Source organism: Tardiphaga sp. 20_F10_N6_6 (assembly GCF_052076045.1).
Lineage (GTDB): Bacteria > Pseudomonadota > Alphaproteobacteria > Rhizobiales > Xanthobacteraceae > Tardiphaga > Tardiphaga robiniae.
Genome location: NZ_CP197239.1, coordinates 5,837,698 through 5,855,564, shown reverse-complemented (window position 1 = coordinate 5,855,564; position 17,867 = coordinate 5,837,698). Strand labels below are relative to the sequence as shown.

Annotated in this window: 17 protein-coding genes; 13 read left to right on the top strand and 4 right to left on the bottom strand. The window is 62.8% G+C overall.

Annotated elements, in window-relative coordinates:
* Positions 1 to 3: 3 nt before the first annotated feature.
* Positions 4 to 1,167, bottom strand: coding sequence for an endo-1,4-beta-xylanase (locus AB7813_RS27990; RefSeq protein ID WP_439082882.1), 1,164 nt, complete (start codon positions 1,165 to 1,167; stop codon positions 4 to 6).
* A 45-nt stretch (positions 1,168 to 1,212) separates the two neighbouring features.
* On the opposite strand from AB7813_RS27990, the gene AB7813_RS27985 reads away from it, so the two are divergent.
* The 13 genes from AB7813_RS27985 to AB7813_RS27925 all read left to right on the top strand — a co-directional run bounded on the left by AB7813_RS27985 (position 1,213) and on the right by AB7813_RS27925 (position 14,236).
* Positions 1,213 to 2,103, top strand: a complete 891-nt coding sequence (locus AB7813_RS27985; protein WP_439067376.1) for a WecB/TagA/CpsF family glycosyltransferase — start codon at positions 1,213 to 1,215, stop codon at positions 2,101 to 2,103.
* Positions 2,100 to 3,380: a glycosyltransferase gene (locus tag AB7813_RS27980; protein WP_439082883.1), complete on the top strand. Its 1,281-nt coding sequence runs from the start codon at positions 2,100 to 2,102 to the stop codon at positions 3,378 to 3,380. Before AB7813_RS27985 ends, AB7813_RS27980 begins: the two co-directional genes overlap by 4 nt.
* A gap of 8 nt (positions 3,381 to 3,388) precedes the next feature.
* Positions 3,389 to 4,579, top strand: coding sequence for a glycosyltransferase family 4 protein (locus AB7813_RS27975; RefSeq protein WP_439082884.1), 1,191 nt, complete (start codon positions 3,389 to 3,391; stop codon positions 4,577 to 4,579).
* Positions 4,576 to 4,983, top strand: a complete 408-nt coding sequence (locus AB7813_RS27970) for a hypothetical protein (RefSeq protein ID WP_176454758.1) — start codon at positions 4,576 to 4,578, stop codon at positions 4,981 to 4,983. Before AB7813_RS27975 ends, AB7813_RS27970 begins: the two co-directional genes overlap by 4 nt.
* A 19-nt stretch (positions 4,984 to 5,002) precedes the next feature.
* Entirely contained in the window at positions 5,003 to 5,398 is a 396-nt protein-coding gene (locus AB7813_RS27965; RefSeq protein WP_116664041.1) for a hypothetical protein, read from the top strand.
* A gap of 251 nt (positions 5,399 to 5,649) precedes the next feature.
* The gene (locus AB7813_RS27960; protein ID WP_439082886.1) at positions 5,650 to 6,810 is read left to right on the top strand and encodes an acyl-CoA dehydrogenase family protein; all 1,161 of its coding nucleotides are present in this window, start codon (positions 5,650 to 5,652) and stop codon (positions 6,808 to 6,810) included.
* A 363-nt stretch (positions 6,811 to 7,173) separates the two neighbouring features.
* The gene (locus AB7813_RS27955) at positions 7,174 to 8,181 is read left to right on the top strand and encodes an ABC transporter substrate-binding protein (RefSeq protein ID WP_439082887.1); all 1,008 of its coding nucleotides are present in this window, start codon (positions 7,174 to 7,176) and stop codon (positions 8,179 to 8,181) included.
* Between the two features lies 1 nt (position 8,182).
* A complete protein-coding gene (locus AB7813_RS27950; protein WP_439082888.1) occupies positions 8,183 to 8,995 on the top strand; it encodes an ABC transporter ATP-binding protein in 813 nt (270 codons plus the stop codon).
* Positions 8,988 to 9,812 carry an ABC transporter permease gene (locus AB7813_RS27945; RefSeq protein ID WP_439082889.1) on the top strand — a complete coding sequence of 275 codons (825 nt, stop codon included), beginning with the start codon at positions 8,988 to 8,990 and terminating at the stop codon, positions 9,810 to 9,812. Before AB7813_RS27950 ends, AB7813_RS27945 begins: the two co-directional genes overlap by 8 nt.
* A gap of 213 nt (positions 9,813 to 10,025) precedes the next feature.
* A complete protein-coding gene (locus AB7813_RS27940; RefSeq protein WP_439084200.1) occupies positions 10,026 to 10,958 on the top strand; it encodes a sulfonate ABC transporter substrate-binding protein in 933 nt (310 codons plus the stop codon).
* The gene (gene ssuD, locus AB7813_RS27935) at positions 10,955 to 12,115 is read left to right on the top strand and encodes an FMNH2-dependent alkanesulfonate monooxygenase (RefSeq protein WP_439082890.1); all 1,161 of its coding nucleotides are present in this window, start codon (positions 10,955 to 10,957) and stop codon (positions 12,113 to 12,115) included. The genes AB7813_RS27940 and ssuD overlap by 4 nt, the downstream gene beginning before the upstream one ends.
* Before the next feature lie 59 nt (positions 12,116 to 12,174).
* Positions 12,175 to 13,566 (top strand): LLM class flavin-dependent oxidoreductase, encoded by a 1,392-nt coding sequence (locus tag AB7813_RS27930; RefSeq protein WP_439082891.1) that lies wholly within the window; start codon positions 12,175 to 12,177, stop codon positions 13,564 to 13,566.
* A 67-nt stretch (positions 13,567 to 13,633) separates the two neighbouring features.
* Complete coding sequence (locus AB7813_RS27925) at positions 13,634 to 14,236, top strand: RBBP9/YdeN family alpha/beta hydrolase (RefSeq protein WP_439082892.1); 603 nt, start codon at positions 13,634 to 13,636, stop codon at positions 14,234 to 14,236.
* Positions 14,237 to 14,264: 28 nt separating this feature from the next.
* Here the strand turns inward: AB7813_RS27925 and AB7813_RS27920 are convergent, their stop codons facing one another.
* The 3 genes from AB7813_RS27920 to AB7813_RS27910 are packed head-to-tail and all read right to left on the bottom strand — an operon-like array spanning position 14,265 to position 17,859.
* A complete protein-coding gene (locus AB7813_RS27920; RefSeq protein ID WP_439082893.1) occupies positions 14,265 to 16,034 on the bottom strand; it encodes a dipeptide ABC transporter ATP-binding protein in 1,770 nt (589 codons plus the stop codon).
* Positions 16,031 to 16,945, bottom strand: coding sequence for an ABC transporter permease (locus AB7813_RS27915; protein ID WP_439082894.1), 915 nt, complete (start codon positions 16,943 to 16,945; stop codon positions 16,031 to 16,033). Before AB7813_RS27915 ends, AB7813_RS27920 begins: the two co-directional genes overlap by 4 nt.
* Positions 16,942 to 17,859: an ABC transporter permease gene (locus AB7813_RS27910; RefSeq protein ID WP_439082895.1), complete on the bottom strand. Its 918-nt coding sequence runs from the start codon at positions 17,857 to 17,859 to the stop codon at positions 16,942 to 16,944. Before AB7813_RS27910 ends, AB7813_RS27915 begins: the two co-directional genes overlap by 4 nt.
* Positions 17,860 to 17,867 lie beyond the last annotated feature (8 nt).

Here is a 17,867-nt window from a genome sequence, read left to right as displayed (position 1 = left end):
TCGTCACGACCGTTTGGCGGTCTCCAGCGCATGGGCCATTGCGTACCACAGCGGCTTTTTCTGCATGTTCTCATCGAACGGCAGCGGCCGTGGCAGTCGTTCTGCGAGAGGATTCTTCTTTCTCGCAGCGTCCGTATAGAATGAATAGTGATCGGACAGCTGCCACGCGATCACGGCCTTGACCGCCGGGACCTGTAGCACCGTTTCGAGGAATTTCCCGCCGGTCTCCGCGATCATCTTGTCGCGCGTGGCCACATCATCCGGGAACGTGTCGTCGCGGACATCGAATTCGGTGATGTAGATGTCGACCTTGCGTTCGGCGAGCGCGTGGACGAATTCCAGAAACCGCTGGGGATCATGCGGATAGCGCGGCTGCAAGTGGCCCTGCAGGCCGACGACATCAAGCCGAACGCCAGCATGCTGCAATTCATCGACCAGACGCAACAGTCCCGCGCGTACCGCGAGACCGACATCGTCATCGCGTTCCGCCTGTGCCTCATTGAGCACAAGTTTAGTCTTCTTATCCACAGCACCGGCCCGCGCGAAGGCGCGCCTGATATAATCAGTGCCAAAGGCATCGTACCACGGGCCAAGGCGATAGCCGCCGGGTGCCTTGTGACCGGGCCAGAACGGCTCATTCACGACGTCCCATGACTGCAATTGGCCGGCATAACGTCCTGCGACTTCATCGATATAACTATCAAAGAAGGCCTGCCGCTCGGTATTGCTCATGGACTTGATCCACTGCGGAACCCATTCGTTCCAGATCAGACAATGACCGCGCATGGGAATGCGATTGCTCGCACAAAATTGTAGCAATCGATCGGCGCTCTCGAATCGCTTCGGACCCGCCATCGGCGCAAGCGTGCCCATTTTCAGAGCGATGTCCGTCGTTATAATTTTCGTCTGTGTTGTGTAAAGCTCACGATATCCGACATCCTTGTCGATCACCGGCCCCGCAGCCGCGCCAAACATCAAACCATTTTTTGCCGCAATTGTACCAAGGCTCTGCATTTGAGTCGCGCCGAGTGCATGTTGTTGCATAGCGACTGTCGCGCCGGCGATGACTGCGAGCGACTTTCTCCTTGAACATTCGAACATATCCACTCTCCATCGATTCAAAATCGTGACTGCTATCTTTTCCATATTGCGCGACAGCATCGCCATCGTTGCGTCGCAATAGTTCGTTTTGATGTCCATGACGTCGGGGAGATGATTTTCGACTCACTTTTCTTTGCTGCATCGGCAGCAAGCAGGTGTGCACTTCGTTCAAGCGTACCTCGGCTACATCGTCATCAGGGGACCGACATGTCGAAGACGCAGGCGCCACACGCCAAAAATCTCACCGTTGACGGAGTCACCGTGAACGTGTCATCGCTCGATGAAGCCGTTTTATCGATCGTAGAAGCGGCCGAACGCGGCGATAACTTCAGTGTATGCACGCTCAATCTCGATCATGTCGTACATCTGCAACAAAAGCCCGACTTTCGCGCGGCCTACCGGCGCGCACGCTTCGTGACTGCGGATGGCTTTCCGATCGTCGTTCTCAGTCATCTGCTCGGCAAACCTATTTCACGAACAACCGGTGCTGATCTTGCCGCTCCCTTGTGCGAAGCTGCAGGCAAGAAGGGGCTTCCCATCTTTCTGTTCGGTTCCGACAGGCCAACGCTGGACAAGACTGCAGCAGAATTGCGCAAACGATATCAGGGCTTGCAGATCGTCGGCACCTTCGCGCCTGGTCGCAACTTCGAGGCCTATTCATCGGAAGCCGATACAGCGATTGCACAGATCCGCGCATCCGGTGCAAAGCTCTGCTTCCTCGCGCTGGGCGCGCCACGACAGGAAGTGTTTGCGTCGCGCTGTATCGATGAGTTGGACGGGACGGGCTGCCTGTGTTTCGGCGCGGCGCTGGACTTCATCGCAGGTACACAGGTTCGCGCACCGATGTTCACCCAACGTGCCGGTCTCGAATGGGCCTGGCGCATGTTGCGGGATCCGCGCCGCCTTGGGCCCCGTTACGCACGCTGCGCTGCCGCCGTGCCACGTTTGATCGCCAGTACGCTTCCACAAATCCTGAACGCTCGCATGAGGAAAGCCGCATGACCTCGACACTCACTCTGGGTCTTCGTGCCCGGAACGCCGCGCCGGCCAAGCAACGCTACCAGATCTGCCTCATCCACCCCTTCGATCCGCGCGGCCAAAAGGTGGGTGGGCTAGAGACCTATATCCGCGACTTCATCACCTTCCATCCCACGGACACGGACATCCTGTTCGTTGGCGTGGATTCGATCGGCGACCTCAAGCTCGGCGAAGTGCGACGGCTGACTTTCCGCGGGCGCGACTTCGACTTTCTCCCGATCCTGCACTATTCCGACCAGCAGGCCCGAGAGGCCGCGCGCACCATCCGCTCATCACTCACCGGCCAGTTCTTCATGGCGTTACTGCGCTATTTCGGACCGGTGTCGCGCTTGATCCGCGAGCGCGGCTGCACGGTTGATCTGCGCCGCGTCGAATTTTCCTGGCTGCCGACGCTGCTGCGCCGCCCCTTCATCCAGATGCTGCATGGCGAGGGCGCGCCGAAGCTGCAGATGGATTCGCTCCTCAAGAAGTATTCGTTCGTGCACAATATCGGCGAGCGTTTCGCGGTCACGACCAGCGCAAAATTTCTGTGCGTGAATCCGTTCATCACCGAACGGCTGCAAAAGACCTATCCCGGCCAGAGCGGCAAGATCGATACGCTGTGGACCTGGGTCAACACCGACATCTTCAAGCCACAACCATTTCCGGCGATGACCGAGCCGTTCCGAATCATCTTCGCGGGACGCCTTGACGAGTTCAAGGATCCGCCGTTGATGTTCAGCACCATCGCCCGCCTGCGCGAGCGGCTGCATGGCCATCTCGAATTCCATTATATCGGGACCAGCGATCCGCATCGCTTTGCCGAATTCGCCGCGATCGAAGACATCACGATCCGGCACGGCTTCAAGGACGCTGTCGGCATGGCCGCAACATTGGCCGATGCCCATGCAGGCATCCTGACGTCCGAGTTCGAGGGCATGCCGCGCTGCGTGCTCGAGACGCTTGCGGTCGGCCGCCCGGTCGTCGCCGTGCACCTGCCGCAACTGGAGTCAGTAATTCATGATGGCGAGAGCGGCTATCTCATTTCCCGCAGCTCATCCCGCGACGAGATGATCGAGAACCTGGCCCAACGTTTCCTCGATACCCGCGATGCGATCGGCACAGGCGAAATCAACCCGGCGCAGGTTGCCAGCGCGATCGATAATTTCACACCAGCAACACAGCTGGCGCGCGTCTTTACCTATCACCAGGACATCCAGAATGCGCGCAACATGACGATGACGCCCTCCGCGGCACACTGAGGTTATTTGTGAATATCCTGTTGCTATCGAGCGAATATGCTCCCGCACGCGGCGGGATCGGCACCTACGCCCACGAGATCGCATTGGCCGCAACGCAGCTCGGCGCACGGGTGACGCTGGTCGCTCCCGATTACGCACAGGATATGTCAGCCGACGATCGCGCCATGCCCTTCGCAATCCACCGCTTCAGCGGCGGATTGCATTCGGCGCGCGATCTGCCCGCCAAGATCATGCTGGCGCGCAGCCGGATCGGTACGGCCCCGTTCGACGTGGTGCATGCCGCCGACTGGCCGTTCTTCATTCCGGTCGCACTCGCGCGCGGCCGCACGCCGGCGCGGATGCTGATGACGGTGCACGGTACAGAGATCAATGAGACGCAGACGCCACTGAAGCGGCTGGCGATCCGCTTCAGTGGCGTGTTCGGGCCGCGCACCGAGGTCGCTGCCAATAGCAACTTCACACGCGAGCTGTTCCGCAAAAGATTCACGATCGACGAACGCCGCATCCATGCCATTCGCCTTGGCGTCTCCGATTTCTGGTCCGGCCGGCGTAGCGACCGCGCTGCCACGCGCGCGATCTATGACATTGCGCCCGACCGGATCATCATGGTCACCGTGGCACGGCTCACGCGGCGCAAGGGACATCATCTCACGCTCGCCGCACTCGCGCAGCTTCCTGACGAATTACGTCAGCGCATCACATGGCTGGTCATCGGTCCGCAAGGAGAAGCTGACTATGTCGATGAGCTTCGCGGCATGATCGCTGCGTCGGACTGCGACATCAGGCTACTCGGCGCGCTATCGAATGAAGAAATTCGCGATATCTACGGTGCGGCGGACTTCTTTTGTCTGACCGGTGTGCCGGATTCGTCCGGCCGCGTCGAAGGCTTCGGTCTCGTCTATCTCGAGGCCGGTGCCACGGGTCTGCCGAGCGTCGCAAGCAATATCGGAGGTGTGCCCGATGCGGTGCTCGCCGGCCAGTCTGGCCTTTTGGTCGCCCCCCGCGTCGACATGATCGCCCATGTGATCCGGCAATTGGCCGAGGACGATGAGCTGCGGGCGCGCCTCGGCGCTGGCGCCGCCGCACATGCGCGTGATCTGTCGTGGGAACGCTGCGCCGCAGAAACCTATGGTTTGAAACGGCCATCACCGTCGGAGGATGCCTTGCAGACCGGATCGGAGCTGAGGGCATCGGCATGAAACAGCTCGCTGCCATCGTCACATTGCTCGTGCTCACCGCAGGCGCCGCGCAGGCCGACAACTGCAACAAGAGCCGGGAGTATTTGCTCGGCGGCCTTGCAGGCGATCTCACCATGCCGCCACAGGCCTATGAAGGCCTGTTCAAGGTTTGCACCGCGACGGCGACGATGCCGAACGTCAAAGATGCCTACATCCTGAAGGATGGGGCCATCGCGGTGATTCCGAAACAGGACACGGTGGCCGCCACCGCGGCGACGCTGTCGCGATTCTGCGACGCCAACCCCAGAGCCACGCTACGCTTCATCTCCGCCAAGGAGCTCGTGCTAACGAAATCGACATCGGGCATTGTGCAGATGTCGTCAGGCTCCGCAACATCGTGTAAGAAGATCAAGGGTCTCACCTGAGCCAGAGGGAAATGCCGCCATGCTGAAGCGCATCTTTCGCTCCTCGTCCGAGACATTCCGGACACGCTCGCCGGAACGCGATCGCATCACCGATGAACGGCTGGTTCTTGCCATTGCGGCGACCATCGACTCCGGCCTGCGCAGCGCAGAATACGAGCATGACGGCCTGAAGCGTCGGCTGGAAGACGTCATCTCCATCGCCGCAATTGTCGGCGGTAACGAGATCGAGGACGTCAACAGCCAGTCGGACCCACGGGCGGAACTCCTGCAGAAATCGGACGATGAGATTCGCATCGGTGAAGCACGGCTGCGGACGCTCGAAAACAATATCGAGCATTTCAGATCGCTGAAACGGGACCTGAGACGGCGTTTCCCAGGCATCAATCTCGATGCCGCCGAGCCGGCGCCGAAATAGCGGTTTTCCACCGGTCAAGACCAGCCGATCAAGATTCGGCCAATCAGCACGCCATGCGCGGGCCAGTGACGCCACGACACCCTTCAGGATGATCGATGCCTCGTAGCCGAGTTCGATGCGATCAGGCATACTGATCGTATAAATGTTATCCCTCACCTCGTCGCCGGCCGCCACCCGTACCGTGATCGGCCCCGCCTGCCTCAATCCCGCCCCAGGGCTTCGCCCAAGGGGCGACCGGAGTATCTGCTTCCATGACTGATCGCGCCGACGCCATTGCCGCCAGGATCGAGACCTTCATTCGCGCCGAAGTCATCCCCTATGAGAAAGATCCGCGGACAGGTGCTCACGGCCCGAGCGACGAACTGGTGCAAGAGCTGCGCGACAAGGCCCGCAAGTCCGGCGTGTTGACCCCGCACATTCTTGCGGATGGGTCGCATCTGACGCAGCGCGAAACGGCAAAGGCCCTGATCAAATCCGGTCTTTCGCCGCTGGGTCCGCTTGCCTGCAACACGATGGCGCCCGATGAGGGCAATATGTATCTGCTCGGCAAGGTCGGCACAGCCGAACAGAAGACGCGTTTTCTGGAACCGCTGGTGTCGGGCAAAGCACGTTCGGCATTCTTCATGACCGAGCCGGCAGACGAAGACGGCGCCGGCTCCGATCCGTCGATGATGCGGACCACCTGCAGGCTCGATGGCAATCACTGGGTCATCAACGGGCGGAAGAAGTTCATCACCGGCGCGGAAGGCGCCAAGGTCGGTATCGTCATGGCGAAGTCCGATGACGGCGCCTGCATGTTCCTCGTCGATCTGCCCGATCCTGCGATCCGCACCCTGCGCGTGCTGGATACGATCGACAATTCGATGCCCGGCGGCCATGCAGAGATCGAGATCGAAAACCTGCGTGTCCCGGCAGACCAGATGCTTGGCGCGTCAGGCGACGGTTTCAAATACGCACAGATCCGCCTCAGCCCGGCGCGCCTGTCGCATTGCATGCGTTGGCTGGGTCTTGCGATCCGCGCCAACGAGATCGCGACCGACTATGCCTGTCGTCGCCATGCATTCGGAAAGGCCCTGATCGATCATGAAGGCGTCGGCTTCATGCTGGCGGAAAACCTGATCGACATCAAACAGTCGGAACTGATGATCGACTGGTGCGCCGACGTGCTCGACACCGGCTCGCTCGGCACGGCCGAAAGCTCGATGGCCAAGGTCGCCGTATCGGAAGCGCTGATGCGGATCGCCGACCGTTGCGTGCAGGTGATGGGCGGCACCGGCGTTTCCGGCGAAACCATCGTCGAACAGGCCTTCCGCGAGATCCGCGCCTTCCGCATCTATGACGGCCCGACCGAAGTCCACAAATGGTCGCTCGCCAAGAAGATCAAGCGCGACTGGAAGACGGAACAGCAATGACGCGCACGGCAAAAGCCGTCGCTGTTTGATCGAGCGCTGCGACCATTCAGGGATGGCGTCAGGAGGTCGATGGCCATCCTGAGGCGGCGCGCGGGCGCCGAAATTGCCAGACGCCTCGCTTGAGACAGCCCCCCATCAGCAACCCTGCCCTGAAACTGCTGACCGACAGGTCAATGACGTTCTCTCGTACAAGCCATTCCGAGAAAAACTCTCCTGCATTCACCGCGGTACCAGCAGGCTTCTTCCGAACATGACGCCATCGCGTCTACGTGCTGGACGCTTTGCTTGATTTCCTGAAGTGTAGTTGCAACTTCTCCAAAGCGCACACTTATGCCGCATCAGCAGGCACCGAAGAGACATATCATGAAGACAGCAAGATTTCTGCACGTCGGCGCGCTCGCATTGGGCTTTGTCGCGGCGACTATGCAAGGCGTTCGCGCCGAGACGGCCCAACTCCGCATCGCGCAGCAGTTCGGGATCGCCTATCTCCCGCTCATCGTCGCGAGCGAACGAGGCTTGATCGAGGACGAGGCCAAGGCGCTTGGCATCACACCGCCGAAGATCGAATGGCTGCGACTCTCGGGCGCCGCATCGATGAATGAAGCTCTGATTTCCGGCGGGCTGGATTTCGCCACCGCTGGCATCACGCCGATGATCCTGACCTGGGACAAGACGCGGACCACCGCCAAGATCATCGGCGTCGCCGCCTTGGGATCGATGGCCAATATCCTGACCACCAACAACCCGAACATCAAGACACTCGCCGACTTCACCGAGAAGGACCGCATCGCGCTGCCGTCAGTCAAGGTCGGCTTCCAGCCGATCGTGCTGCAGATGGCCGCCGACAAGGCGTTCGGCAAATACGACAAGCTCGACGAACTCACCGTCAGCATGCCGCATCCGGACGCAACGGCGCAGATCCTGTCGGGTCGCTCCGAGATCACGGCACACTTCACCTCGCCGCCGTTCTCGCAGCAGCAGCTCGCCAGCGGCAAGGTGCACCAAGTGCTGAACAGCTACGACGTGCTCGGCGGCCCGCATACTTTCAACGTGGTCTATGCCACCACAAAATTCGTCAACGACAATCCGAAGACGATCCAGGCCTTCGTGCGCGGGCTCGACCGCGCCAATGACTGGATCAAGGCCAATCCGAAAGAAGCCACCGCGCTCTACATCAAGGCCGAAAATTCGAAGCTCACGCCGGACTTCGTCGAGAGCATCATTCGCGACAAGAACATCAACTTCACCACAATTCCCGAGGGCGCGCAGAAATTCGCCGACTTCGAAGCCAAGGTCGGCCTGATCAAGCAGGCGCCGGCGTCGTGGCGGGATCTGTTCTGGTCCGGCCTCGGAGAGAAGCCGGGGAGCTGACGTGAACGTCGCACCGCGATCGGCTGACTTCGTCGGCGACGCCGTGTCGCCGCTGCTGACGCTGGATCATGTCAGCATCAGCTATCCCACCCGCGACGGCATCCTCACGGCCGTCGAGGATGTCAGCTTCACACTCTCGGCCGGCGAGCGATTGGTGCTGCTCGGCCCGTCGGGCTGCGGCAAGTCCACGCTGCTGCGTACGGTGGGCGGTTTCCTGAAGCCAAGCACCGGCGAGATCCGCCTACACGGCCGGCGCATCGATGCGCCCGGCCCCGACCGCATGACGGTGTTTCAGGAATTCGACCAGTTGCTGCCGTGGCGCACGGTGCTTGGCAATATCCGCTACGCGCTGGAGCGCGGCAAGTCGCTGCCGCGCCCGCAGGCGGAAGAGGTGGCGCGCCACTGGCTCAGCCGCGTCGGGCTGAAGAATTTCGTCGATGCCTATCCGCATACATTGTCCGGCGGCATGAAGCAGCGCGTCGCCATTGCTCGTGCCTTCGCGCTCGAGCCTGCATTGCTCTTGATGGACGAGCCGTTCGCTGCACTGGATGCGCTGACGCGCCGGCAGATGCAGGACGAACTGCTCAAGCTGTGCGAGGAGACCGGGAGCACGGCGCTGTTCGTCACCCACGGCATCGACGAGGCGATCCGCGTCGGCACCCGCATCCTCGCACTGACGCCGCATCCCGGCCGGCTGGCCGCGACATTCGACGTGCCGCCCGACACCCGCATCCGCGGCACCGCGCGTTTCGCTGAGCTCGAACGAGAGATCCAGCAGAGCGTTTTCGCAGATCCGGAAATCGAACATGTCTGATATCGCTGCGCCGAAACTGGTGCGCGCGCCCGCTTTGCGGCGCGTGTTCGATGGTACGCCGTGGCGCCGCGCCGTGATCCTCGCGGGCTTCGCGCTGATTTGGGAGCTTTATGCGCGCTGGCTCGACAACGCGCTGCTGCTGCCGACCATGGGCGCGACGTTGTCGGCGCTGTGGGCGGCTATCGTTTCCGGTGAACTGCCGGACCGCACCCTGACGTCGCTGCGCGTCCTGATCACCGGCTATGCGCTGGGTGTCGCCGTCGCCGCGGCGCTCACGACCCTCGCCGCGCTGTCGCGCTGGGGCAACGAAGCGCTCGGGCTGCTGACATCCATGTTCAATCCGCTACCCGCCATCGCGCTGCTGCCGGTTGCGCTGCTGTGGTTCGGCATCGGCACGCCGAGCCTGATCTTCGTCATCGTCCATTCGGTACTGTGGCCGGTGGCGCTGGCCTGCTATGGCGGCTTCCTCGCCGTGCCGCCAACGCTGCGGATGGCAGGTCGCAATCTCGGCTTGTCCGGCGGACGTTTCGTGGTGGAGATCCTGGTGCCTGCGGCGTTCCCGCAAATCCTGTCGGGCCTGCGGATCGGCTGGGCCTTCGCATGGCGGACGCTGATCGCTGCCGAACTCGTATTCGGCGTCAGCGCACGCTCCGGCGGTCTCGGCTGGTTCATCTACACCAGCCGCGCACAGTTGGAGACCGCCAGCGTATTCGCGGGACTGCTGACGGTGATCCTGATCGGCCTCGTCGTCGAAGGCATGATCTTCCGGACGCTGACGCGGATTACCGTTCAGCGCTGGGGCCAGGAGCAGGCCTGAGCGAGCAATCCACAGCGGCAATACCGGAAGCACAACGTTCTCCGGATGGCGGCATTGTGCAGAGCGATCAACCCATGATCGTCCTGGTTTTTGGAATTCCCCAGATCGCCTGCTTGGGACTCTAATGCGTCATCAGTGATGGTGCCCTTCACGCCCCAATGCAGGACAACGACAATGCATGCCAGACGAATGATCTTGAAAGCCGCCATCGCCATGGGTCTCGGCGTGGCTGTCGTCTCCGCTCCCACGCTGATCGGTTCCGGATCAGCACACGCGCAGGAGAAGACCGTCCGGATTGGCTTCCAGAAATACGGCAAGCTGGTTCTGCTGAAGAGCAAAGGCAGCCTTGAGCCACGCCTGAAGGCGCTTGGCTGGAACATCAGGTGGACAGAGTTTTCGGCAGGCCCCGCGCTGCTGGAAGCGATCAATGTCGGCGCGCTCGATTTCGGCAACACCGGCGAGGCGCCGCCGATCTTCGCGCAGGCCGCCGGCGCACCGATCCGCTATGTCGCCTACGAGCCGCCAGCGCCCAAGGGCGAAGCGATCCTGGTGCCGAAAGGCAGTCCGATCAAATCGGTCGCCGAGCTGAAGGGCAAGAAGGTCGCACTCAACAAGGGCTCCAACGTTCACTATCTCCTCGTCAAAGCGCTGGAGAAAGCCAATGTCAAATATTCCGACATCACCCCGGTGTTCCTGGCGCCGGCTGACGCGCGAGCTGCGTTCGAGCGCGGAGCCGTGGATGCCTGGGTGATTTGGGATCCGTTCCAGGCGGCCGCTGAAGCCGCGATCGAGGCGACGGTTCTCGCCGACGGCACCGATACCGTGTCGAATTACCAGTTCTATCTGTCATCGCAGAAATTCCTGGAATCCGATCCCAAGGTGGTCGATGCGATTCTCGAAGGCCTGCGGGAAGTCGACGACTGGGCCAAGACAGACATCAAGGCTGTGGCCGAGCAGTTGAGCCCGTCGGTCGGCCTACCGGTTCCCGTCCTGGAGGTCGCGCTCAAGCGGCAGGCCTACGGGATCAAACCGATCGATCGCAAGGTCATCACCGAGCAGCAGCAACTGGCCGATACGTTTCTGGCGCTCGGACTGATCCCGAAAGCCATTGCCGTAGCCGACGCCGCCGGGACGCCCGCGCCATGACGGCAGTCGACGACGCTCTCAAGATTCTCTGGTTCCTGCCGACCAGCGGCGACGGCCACTATCTCGGAACCACGGCCGGCGCGCGCGAGGTCGATTTCGACTATCTGCGGCAGATTGCGCGTGCCGCGGACAAGCTCGGCTATTACGGGGCCCTGCTCCCGACCGGGCGCAATTGCGAAGACTCCTGGGTCATCGCATCAGCCATCGCGCCGTGGACGGAGCGATTGCGCTATCTCGTCGCCGTGCGACCCGGACTGCAGTCGCCCACGGTAGCGGCGCGCATGACTGCCACGCTGGATCGCCTGACCAACGGACGATTGCTCATCAACATCGTGACGGGCGGCGATGCCGTCGAGAACAAGGGCGATGGCGTCTTCCTCGATCACGACGAACGCTATGAGGTCACCCGTGAGTTTCTAAATGTTTACGCGCGGGAGCTCGCCGGCGAAGCCGTCACTGTCGCGGGCAAGCACATCACGGTCGAAGACGGTCGTATCCTCTATCCACCGATCCAGACACCTCATCCGCCGTTCTATTTTGGCGGTTCGTCGGATGCCGGCATCGATGTCGCCGTCGATACCGTCGACAAATACCTGACCTGGGGCGAGCCCCCGGCCCAGGTCGCGGAGAAGATCGCACGCGTGCGCGGGATTGCCGAGCAGCGCGGCCGCAAGATCACGTTCGGCATTCGGCTGCATGTCATCGTCCGCCATACCAACGAGGCCGCATGGAAGGCCGCCGACGAACTGATCGAGCATCTTACCGACGACACGATCGCATCCGCGCAGCAAATTCTCGGGCGAATGGATTCCGTCGGCCAGCAGCGCATGTCGCAATTGCACGGCGGCCGGCGCGACCGGCTCGAGGTCAGCCTGAATCTGTGGGCCGGCGTTGGCCTGGTGCGCGGCGGCGCCGGCACGGCGCTGGTCGGCGATCCCGCCACCGTCGCCGCACGCATCCGCGAATATCAGGACCTCGGCATCGATACGTTCATCCTGTCCGGCTATCCGCATCTCGAAGAGGCCTATCGCTTTGCCGAACTGGTGTTTCCGCTGCTGTCGCTGCAACAAACCAGCAATGTCCGGCAGTTCCGCGCCAATACCGGACCGTTCGGAGAACCGCTCGCCGATCACCGCCGGACGACAGCAAAAGTTTGACGCGCCGCCGGTCTTGATCCCAGCGGTGCAATGACGCCGCGGCATCTGGAGGACACCACATGACCAAGCAGATTCGCCTCAACGCGTTCGCCATGAACTGCGTGGCGCACCAGTCGCCCGGCCTGTGGACGCATCCCGACGATCGCTCCGGCGACTATAATCGCCTGCCCTACTGGCTCGATCTCGCGCGAACGCTGGAACGCGGACGGTTCGACGGACTGTTCCTTGCAGATGTGCTCGGCGTCTACGACGTGTTCGGCGGCAATCCGGACGCGGCATTGCGCAATGCCGCACAGGTGCCGGTCAACGACCCGCTACTGCTGGTGTCGGCGATGGCCGCCGTCACCGAGAATCTCGGCTTCGGCGTGACCTGTACGCTGTCTTACGAGCCGCCCTATCCATTCGCGCGCCGGATGTCGACGCTCGATCACCTCACCGATGGCCGCATCGGCTGGAACATCGTCACCGGCTATCTCGACAGCGCCGCCAAGGGCATGGGCAAGGCCAGCCAGAACGCCCATGACGACCGCTACAACGTCGCCGAAGAATATATGGAGGTCGTCTACAAGCTGTGGGAAGGCAGCTGGGAAGACGACGCCGTGCAGCGCGACAAGGCGCGCGGCATTTTCACCGAGCCGTCGCGCGTTCACCGCGTCCTGCATTATGGCGAGAACTATACGCTCGACGCCATCCATCTCTCCGAACCGTCACCGCAACGAACGCCGGTGCTGTATCAGGCCGGAACGTCGCTGCGCGGAAAACTGTTCGCCGCGCAACACGCCGAATGCGTGTTCATGTCCGGTCCGTCCGCGAAGGTGATCGCGCCGCGCGTCGCTGCGATCCGCGCGCTTACGGCAGAGACCGGGCGCGACCCGTCGGAAATTCTGATGTTCAGCATGATGACGGTGATCCTCGGCCGCACCGATGAGGAAGCCGCCGCGAAGCATGCGGAGTATCGTCGCTACATCAACCATGAGGGCGCCCTGACGCTGATGTCCGGCTGGACCGGCGTCGATTTCTCGACCTATGACCTCGACCAGAAGGTGGAGCACGTCCACAACGAGGCCGGCCGCACGGCGATGGACAACATCACCCGCGCCGATCCCGATCGCACCTGGACGGTACGCGAAGTCGCCGAGCATGTCGGCATCGGTGGCATCGGGCCAATCGTGGTCGGAACGCCCGAACAGGTGGCTGACGCTATCGAGGACTGGGTCGCGCAGACCGACGTCGATGGCCTGAACCTCGCCTTCGCGATCTCGCCCGGAAGCTTCGAGGACATCGTCGATCTGCTGGTTCCGGAACTGACCCGACGCGGCATCTACAAGAGCGCCTACGCGCCCGGCACGCTTCGCGAAAAACTATTCGGTACCGGTCGCGCACGACTGCGGGCGCCGCATCCAGCCTCCTCGTTCCGCCCCGCGCTGCCATCCGCTATCGCCGCGGAGTAACGGACCGGGACGACTCGACGCCGGCCTCCGGCCCGGGCTGGCACCAAAGCAGCAGAGGGATCGACGCATGCGAGGCGCTCTGATCATTCCGGGCCTTCACGGCTCACCGGCCGGCCACTGGCAGACCCTGTTGCAGAGCCATACGCCGTTAGCGCGCCGTGTCGAGCAGGACGACTGGGACGCACCTGTGCTCGATCGCTGGGTGGAGCGACTTCTGTCGAGCGCGGATGCCAATCCCGGCGCGATCGCAGTCGCCCACAGTCTCGGCTGTATCCTCATTGCTCATACAGCGCTGCGGGTGCCGGACATCAAAATCGGCGGCGCACTTCTGGTCGCACCGGCCGATGTGGAAACGAACACCGACGCATTCCCGCAATTGCGCAACTTTGCACCGATGCCGACGACATCCCTGCCGTTTCCGAGCATCGTCGTCGCCAGCAGCAACGATCCCTTCATGTCGCTGCAACGGGCGCGCATGCTGGCCGAGAGCTGGGGCTCGGACTTCGTCAACATGGGCGATGCCGGCCACATCAATATCGCGTCGGGCTATGGCGCGTGGCCGGCCGCGCATCACCTGGTCGATGCGCTGGCAGCGAAAGCCGAGACGGCACGGCACCCGCCACGGCCATTCCGAAACCGCACGACCGGCAAACGGGTGCCGGCGCCGTAGAGTATTTCAAGCCGTCTTGTCGTTCCGTTCAAACCGATCGTGCCGTCGAAGGGCCAGCTATCGCCGCATTGGCAGACGAACGCACGAAGACACTCTCGATCGCGGGGATCGATGACAACAAGGCCCTGGTGTAATCATCGGCCGGGTTGGAAAATACCTGATCGACCGGCCCGGCTTCGACGATCTGCCCGCGGTGAAACACCAGCACGCGATCCGCGATATGCTGGACGACGCCCAGATCGTGCGAGATGAAGAGCAGCGCGGTGCCGAGGCGCGCCTGCAGCTCGCTCAGCAGATCCAGCACCTGCGCCTGGATCGAAACATCCAGCGCCGACACCGGCTCGTCGCACACGATGATGTCCGGCTCCGCTGCCAGTGCACGTGCAATGGAGACTCGCTGCCGCTGGCCGCCCGACAGCGACCGCGGAGTGCGACCGAGATGACCGGCGTTCAGCCCGACCTGCTCGAGCAGCGCGACGATGCGGTCGCGCTTTGCGCGCGCATCGCCGGTCAGGTTTTCGGCAATCACATCAGCGACCCGGTAGCGCGGATCGAAACTGCTGAGGGCATCCTGCGGGATATATTGCAGCCTTGCGCGCAGCGCGCGCCGCTCGGCCTCCGCCACCCCGGACCAGCGCTGCCCGAGCAGGCGCACCTCGCCCTCATCCGGCGCGAGCAATCCGAGCACGATCTTGGCGCAGGTCGATTTGCCAGATCCGGATTCGCCGACGATGCCGACAACCTCGCCGGCCTTCATAGCAAAACTGACCCGATCCAGCGCCGGAAGCGGCGGCTCGCGGCCAGACGTCCGCCGCGATACGTATCGCTTCGATATGCCGTCCACCTGCAGCACCACGGCGTCATCCGATGGCTTGCGGGCCGGAAGCGGCTCGCGGACGATGATAGACCCGTTGGTGCTGCCGCCTTCGGCGCCGGCGACGTCAAACCGGGCGGAGGCGAGCAGATGTCCTTTTGAATCAGCGGATGGGATCGCAGCAAGAAGCTGGCGCGTATAGGGATGGCGCGGACGGCGCAAGACATCCGCCGTAGCTCCGCTGTCCACGATGCGGCCGTCGCGCATCACGATCACCCGATCGGCAATGCCAGCCACAACTGCGAGATCGTGGCTGATCAGCAGCAGTCCGGCGCCTTCCCGCACGCGCTCGGCCAATACGGCCAGTACCTGCGCCTGGACGGTGACATCCAGCGATGTGGTCGGTTCGTCTGCGATGATGAGATCCGGGTCGGCCGCAATGGCCGAGGCGATCAGCGCGCGCTGGCGCAAACCGCCGGAGAGCTGATGCGCATATTGCGCAGCCCGATGTTCGGGATCGGGAATGCCGACCTTGCGCAGCACATCGGTGACACGTGCGGCAACTGTTTGTCGCCCACGTAACGTCCGATGCGCGGAGAGCACCTCGCGGACTTCCTGCCCGATGGTGCGCAGCGGGTCCAGCGACACCAGCGCGTCCTGCATGACCAGGCCCGTGACCGTGCCGCGCAGCTTGCGCCAATCGGCTTCACGAAATTGCAGCGCATTGCGGCCCTTGATCAGGAAGCGATCAGCGTCGATCTCGGCCCCGTCACCAGACAGATTCAGCAGACTGCGCGCGGTGATGCTCTTGCCCGACCCGGACTCGCCGACCAAAGCCACGCATTCGCCGCGGCGGATCGTCAGGTCGAAGTTCCGGACGATCGGTGCGCCGCCATTGGCGCCGGCAAAGCCGATCGCGAGTCCCTCGATGTCGATCAGCAGATCATCGGGTTGTGGAATGACCAGATATGGTTTGTCCGTCATGCCAGCCGTCCTTCGAACCGTTTCTGGATGGCATTGCCGACCAGCGTGAAGGCGATCACCGTCAGCGTGATGGCGAGGCCGGGAAACACGCCGGGCCACCACGCCACGCGCAGCACGTCGCGGCTCTCCGCCAGCATCACGCCCCATTCCGGCGTCGGCGGCTGCGGGCCGAGGCCGAGAAAGCTGAGGCCCGACACCGCGAGGATCGTGTTGCCGATATAGACCGTCGCGATCACCGGCACTGCGACCAAGACATTCGGTAGCACATGGCGGATGAAGATCTGCCAGCGGCCGAGGCCATAGACGACCGCATGCGTCACAAAATCGGCATCGCGCACCAATTGCGTTTGGGCACGGATGACGCGACCGAATTTCGGAATGCCGGCAATGCCGACCGCGATGGCGATGTTGAGCATACCCTGCCCCAGAAACGTGACCACCAACATCGCCAGCAGCACGCCGGGGAACGACGACAGCACGTCGAACACGCGCGACGTCCCCTCATCGAGGAAACGGTTGCGCTGTCCGGCGAGAATGCCAAGCACGATGCCGAAGGCCAGGCTGATCGCCATGCCGCCGAGCCCGATCAGGAGCGAATAGCGCGTGCCGTGGATGGTCCGCGCGAACACGTCGCGGCCGAGCCGGTCGGTGCCGAACAGATGCTCCCAGCTCGGCGACTTCAGCCCCAGCGCATAATCGCCGATCAGCGGATCGAACTGGGTGAAGGCGCGTGGGAATGCCGCGGCCAGAAGCAGCACGAACAGAAACAGCAGCGAGATCGCAAGGCCCGGCGACAGCAATCGCGGCGCGATCACCGCCGCCGTCGTTACCGGTTCCACCGCACCGGGCGGGTTAACCTGCGGGTCGAGCGCGACGGACAAGTCCGCGAGCGGACGCGTTTGAATGTTCATTGCGCCCTCAGTCGCGGGTCGATCAGCAGATACAGGATGTCGAGCACGGTCGAGGCTGCGACATGGATAAAAGCGGCCAGCAGCACCACGGCCAGCACCACCGGCACGTCATGGGTCAGCACGGCGCCGAGCGTCACGGTGCCGAGACCCGGACGCCCGAAGACTTTCTCCGTGATCACGGCGCCGCCGAGCAGTCCGCCGATCAGCCAGCCACCCAGCGTCACCGCCGGCAGCAAGGCATGCCGCAGCACATGGCGCGCGCGGATCACGAGCTCGCCCACACCACGCGAGCGTACCGTGGTGACGAAGGGCTGATCGAGCGTCTTCTCCATCGCCTCACGCAGCACCTGCGCGAGGAGGCCCGCCGTCGGCAGTGCCAGTGTCAGTGACGGCAGCACAATCGACTGCCAGCCACTGGCCCCGGACACCGGAAACCAGCGCAGCGTGAACGAGAACGCCATCAGCAGCAGAATGCCGAGCCAGAACACCGGCGTCGATGCGAACACCAGTTCCAGAAAGGATGCGATCTGGCGCGAGATGCGACCACGCCCGGCTGTCAGCAGCGCGAGCCCGACTGCGATCACGATGGCCAGAAGCCCGCCGAGCAACGCAAGCTGCACGGTCGGCATCAGTTGTGATCCCACCACCTCGGTGACGGGCTGACGCAGCACATAGGACGTGCCGAAATCGCCCTGCAGGATGCGCAGAAGAAAATCCAGGTACTGCGCGGGCAGACTGCGATCGAGCCCCCACTCCGCCGCAATCGCCTCGCGCAGCCCTGGATATTCCAGATCGCCCGCCAGGATATCCTGGATGCGGCCCGGCAAGGCGTGCAGCGCCAAGAATGCCGCCGTCACACTCGCCCAGGCCACCACGAGGCTGGTGAGCAATCTGGAAATGATACGAGACCACATGATCTCGT